Source organism: uncultured Algibacter sp., assembly GCF_963976535.1.
In the GTDB taxonomy this organism is placed as follows: domain Bacteria; phylum Bacteroidota; class Bacteroidia; order Flavobacteriales; family Flavobacteriaceae; genus Algibacter_B.
Genome location: NZ_CAXBLF010000108.1, coordinates 1 through 4420 on the forward strand (window position 1 = coordinate 1; position 4420 = coordinate 4420).

Annotated in this window: 6 protein-coding genes; all 6 read left to right on the forward strand. The window is 34.5% G+C overall.

Going from position 1 to position 4420, the window contains the following annotated elements:
- Positions 1–182: 182 nt before the first annotated feature.
- The 6 genes from AAC024_RS15670 to nuoK all read left to right on the forward strand — a co-directional run bounded on the left by AAC024_RS15670 (position 183) and on the right by nuoK (position 4373).
- Complete coding sequence (locus AAC024_RS15670) at positions 183–743, forward strand: NADH-quinone oxidoreductase subunit C (protein ID WP_339896429.1); 561 nt, start codon at positions 183–185, stop codon at positions 741–743.
- A 6-nt stretch (positions 744–749) separates the two neighbouring features.
- On the forward strand, positions 750–1871 hold the full coding sequence (locus AAC024_RS15675) for an NADH-quinone oxidoreductase subunit D (RefSeq protein ID WP_339896430.1): 1122 nt from the start codon (positions 750–752) through the stop codon (positions 1869–1871).
- Position 1872: 1 nt separating this feature from the next.
- Complete coding sequence (gene nuoH / locus AAC024_RS15680) at positions 1873–2928, forward strand: NADH-quinone oxidoreductase subunit NuoH (RefSeq protein WP_339896431.1); 1056 nt, start codon at positions 1873–1875, stop codon at positions 2926–2928.
- 126 nt (positions 2929–3054) lie between these two features.
- Positions 3055–3531 carry a 4Fe-4S binding protein gene (locus AAC024_RS15685; RefSeq protein ID WP_339896432.1) on the forward strand — a complete coding sequence of 159 codons (477 nt, stop codon included), beginning with the start codon at positions 3055–3057 and terminating at the stop codon, positions 3529–3531.
- Between the two features lie 3 nt (positions 3532–3534).
- Positions 3535–4059 carry an NADH-quinone oxidoreductase subunit J gene (locus AAC024_RS15690; RefSeq protein WP_339896433.1) on the forward strand — a complete coding sequence of 175 codons (525 nt, stop codon included), beginning with the start codon at positions 3535–3537 and terminating at the stop codon, positions 4057–4059.
- Complete coding sequence (gene nuoK, locus AAC024_RS15695) at positions 4056–4373, forward strand: NADH-quinone oxidoreductase subunit NuoK (RefSeq protein WP_339896434.1); 318 nt, start codon at positions 4056–4058, stop codon at positions 4371–4373. The genes AAC024_RS15690 and nuoK overlap by 4 nt, the downstream gene beginning before the upstream one ends.
- Positions 4374–4420: the final 47 nt, after the last annotated feature.

Sequence of the window (4420 nt, forward strand, 5' to 3'; positions counted from 1 at the left end):
TTAGAACGGAAAACATGAAGCATAAAGAAAATCCTATTGATGGATTTGATGAAGGGCTTTAATGAATTATAAATGCTGAATTACCATTCCTCCCTTGAGGAAGGATTAAGGAGGGTGTTATCAAAATTATGACAAAAGAATAAAGAGAAAAGACGAAAGATAATAGACTAACAGTCAATAAAATGAACAACGAAGATTTACAAAATATAATTGGTAGTTGGTTTCCAAATCCTGAAGCTGGAAACGTTTCTGAAGTTGCAACTATTTCTGAAACCGAAGAAGGTTTGGTAGAAAGCACAAAAACTGAAGAACCTGTTAATCCCAGCCTTTTAGAATTTACGAAAGAAAGTTGTCAATTTTTAAATATTACTGTACAGCCTGAGCTATTACATCGATTAATGTCACAATTAAAGAGTAATAGCGAAACTAACTTCGACTATTTATTCTGTTTAAGTGGTGTTGATTGGGAACCAGAATTAGGTGTCGTCTATCATTTGGAATCTACTATACATCGGCATACTATCGTTGTAAAAGTAAAAACCGAAGACCGAGAAAACCCAATGTTCGATACCGTTTGTAATATATGGAAAACTGCAGAGTTTCATGAGCGAGAAGTTTTTGATTTTTTCGGAATAAAATTTAGCAATCACCCAAACTTAAAGCGGTTATTTTTAACAGAAGAATGGGAAGGGTTTCCTTTAAGAAAAGATTATGTAGATGATATTAATATGGTTATTAAATAAGTGAATATGGAAACGGTAACTATTAATAACAATTTTAAATCTGAAGAATATTTTATTAATATGGGGCCTCAGCACCCTGCCACACATGGTGTGTTAAGGCTTATATTAACTATTGATGGTGAAATCATTAAAAAAGTAGAACCAGATTTAGGATATATCCATCGTTCCATCGAAAAAATGTGTGAACGTGACAGTTATCAACAAATAGTTCATTTAACAGACAGAATGGATTATTTATCATCGCATATTAATAATGAAGCCGTTTGCTTAGTGGTTGAAAATGCGCTTGAAATTGAAGTTCCTGAACGTGTAAAAGTAGTCAGAACCATTTTAAGCGAGCTTACTCGAATAGCATCCCATTGTTTATGGTGGGGCGTTATGGGGATGGATGTTGGCGCACTAACAACGTATTTTTATGGCTTTAGAGATCGTGAAATGATTAATGATATTTTCGAGGAAACCTGTGGTGCACGATTAACCATGAATTATAATATTCCTGGAGGGCTGATGTTCGATATTCATCCAAATTTTGTAAAAAGAACGAAGGAATTCATCACTCATTTTAGGGCGAAACTTCCAGAATACGATACGCTATTAACGGGTAATGTTATATTTCAAAAAAGAACAAAAGGGGTTGGTATTTTATCTAAAGAAGATGCTATTTCATTTGGAGCTTCCGGTCCAGTAGGTCGAGGTTCAGGATACTCTTGCGATGTGAGAAAACACCATCCGTATAGCGCATACGACCGTGTTGATTTTAAGGAGGCTTTAAAAATGGAAGGCGATACCTTTGCACGTTATCAAGTTAGAATTCAAGAAATGTGGGAGTCGATGACAATAATCGAACAATTAATTGATAATATTCCTGAAGGCGAGCATAAAGTGGTAACCAAAGTAGTGATTAAATTACCTAAGGGTGAATTTTATCAACGTGTTGAAACGGCAAGAGGCGAGCTTGGAGTTTATGTAATAAGTACAGGGACAAAAAACCCATATCGACTTAAATTCCGGTCACCAGGGTTTTCAAACTTGTCATTATTAAATCATATCGCCGTAGGCGGAAAAATTGGAGATTTAGTGGCAAGTATGGCAACCTTAGATCTCGTAATACCAGATATTGATAGATAATATGAATATAACTGAAAACATACAAGATTGGCTGGCTAGCATGATGCCAGAAAGCGTCGCAAGTATTGTTGCCTTGGTTTTAGTTGCTTTAATTTATTTAGGAATTTTTGCCGTTGCCGGATTATATTTAGTGCTTCTTGAACGTAAAGTAGCCGCTTGGTTTCAATTGCGTATTGGCCCCAATAGAGTTGGCCCTTTAGGATTGTTGCAAACCATGGCAGATGCCTTAAAACTGGTTTCAAAAGAGTTGACAGGTACGGATAAAGCCGATAGGTTTTTATACAATTTAGCACCTTATTTTGTAATAATATCATCATTAATGGCTCTGGCTGTTTTTCCTTTTACCCAAAATTTTCAGGCATTTGATATTAATATTGGCATTTTCTTTTTGATAGCCATTTCCTCCATTGGAGTGATTGGAGTTTTATTGGGTGGATGGAGTAGTAATAATAAATTTGCCCTAATAGGCGCTATGCGTTGCGGGGTTCAAACTATTAGTTATGAACTTTCAATAGGTTTATCGCTTTTAACCATGATATTAATTACAGGAAGTTTGCAACTTTCTGAAATAGTTGAAGTACAAAAAAATGGGTGGCTAATTGTTCAAGGTCATATTCCTGCAATTATTGCTTTTATGATTTATATGATTGCAGGAACCGCCGAAACAAACAGAGCACCTTTTGATATGGTTGAGGCAGAATCTGAACTTGGAGCAGGTTTCCATACAGAATATTCAGGAATGAAATTCGCTTATTTCTTTTTAGCGGAGTTTATAAACATGTTTATTATTGCTGCCATCGCAACTACCATCTTTTTTGGCGCTTGGTTATCGCCTTTCGGAATCACAGAATCTATTCCATGGTTGGGTGTGTTTTGGTTTTTAGGAAAAACATTGGTATTAGTGTTCTTGATGATGTGGTTTAGATGGACATTTCCAAGATTAAGAGTTGATCAATTACTCACCTTAGAATGGAAATATTTGTTACCTATTAACTTGGTAAATATCGTCATAATGGCAATAATTGTTTGGTTGAACCTCACCATAAGTTGGCAGTAATCAGTATTCAGTTGGCAGTTTGAAAAAAACTATCGACTGAATAATTAATAAATGAATAATTTAGAAAGAATTGATAAATAAAGGATTTGGAATTTGTTATTTTATTTTTGAAAATTTTAAAAAAGTATGAGCTATTTTTCAGATATATATAAAGGAATGAAAACACTGCTTACTGGCATGAGTGTTACAGGAAAGTACTTTTTAACTTCCAGAAAAGGAGCTATCACACAACAATACCCAGACAACAGGGACACCTTAAAAATGTTTGAGCGATTTAGAGGCGAGGTTGTAATGCCGCATGACGAACATAACGAACATACATGTACTGGTTGTCAGAAATGTGAAATTGCTTGCCCTAATGGTAGTATTGAAATTATATGGGATAGAGGCATTGATGAAACCACTGGCAAAAAGAAAAAGAAAATAGATAAACATATTTATCATTTAGGGCTTTGTACTATGTGTGGTTTGTGTATCGAAGCGTGTCCAACCGATGCTATTGTTTGGGCTCAAAATTATGAGAACTCCGTTTACGACAGAACAAAACTCACAAAAGTTTTAAATAGACCGGATTCTAAGGTTAAAGCAGGAATAGAAGATTAACAAATGGAAAAATATATCTTTTACATATTGGCAATTATTATTATAGTATTTGCCATAGCATCTGTAACAAGCAAAAAAATGTTACGATCCGTTATTTACCTATTGTTTGTGCTTTGTGGCATTGCAGGAATATACTTTTTAATAGATTATAATTTTCTAGCAGCCATTCAGTTAACCGTTTATGCTGGAGGAATTATTGTTCTTATCATATTCTCGGTGCTATTAGTCCATCATATCGAAATGGAATTGGAAATTGCAAAACGCTCCAGACAATTAATTACTGCAATGGCTTGTTTACTTGGTTTAGGTGTTTTTCTATATACCATTTACCATCATAATTTTAATGTAATAGAGAATGCAAAAACCACTTCAACCGCAGATATAGGTTCAAAATTATTGAGCTACGAAGATGGCGGATTTATTCTTCCATTCGAAGTCATAAGCTTGCTTTTATTAGCAGCGATGGTTGGCGCCATAGTTATTGCAAAAGGAAAAAAACTAACCGATAAAAATGATGAAACAATATGATTTTTGGAGTTAGCATTTACGAACTATTAACCGTCACTTCCATCTTGTTTTTTATTGGGGTTTACGGTTTCATCACAAGAAAAAACTTAATCTCAGTTTTAATTTCAATAGAACTCATCTTAAATGCATCTGTGATAAACTTTGTTGTTATCAATAAATATTTATATCCAGATATGCTTCAAGGTGTTTTGTTCTCCATTTTTATTATTGCCGTGGCTGCTGCGGAGACTGCTTTGGCGGTGTCAATTATAATAAATCTTTACAGGCAAATTAGTTCTGTTGAAGTTAAGGACACCGAAATAATGAAGTATTAATAGATGTAACCACAGAGAGCACAAAGTAGCCACAAAGACACAAAGAC

What these genes read in the sequence shown, in the direction of transcription:
- AAC024_RS15670 (WP_339896429.1), top strand. Translation starts at nt 183, where the DNA reads ATGAACAACGAAGATTTACAAAATATAATTGGTAGTTGGTTTCCAAAT.
- AAC024_RS15675 (WP_339896430.1), top strand. Translation starts at nt 750, where the DNA reads ATGGAAACGGTAACTATTAATAACAATTTTAAATCTGAAGAATATTTT.
- nuoH (WP_339896431.1), top strand. Translation starts at nt 1,873, where the DNA reads ATGAATATAACTGAAAACATACAAGATTGGCTGGCTAGCATGATGCCA.
- AAC024_RS15685 (WP_339896432.1), top strand. Translation starts at nt 3,055, where the DNA reads ATGAGCTATTTTTCAGATATATATAAAGGAATGAAAACACTGCTTACT.
- AAC024_RS15690 (WP_339896433.1), top strand. Translation starts at nt 3,535, where the DNA reads ATGGAAAAATATATCTTTTACATATTGGCAATTATTATTATAGTATTT.
- nuoK (WP_339896434.1), top strand. Translation starts at nt 4,056, where the DNA reads ATGATTTTTGGAGTTAGCATTTACGAACTATTAACCGTCACTTCCATC.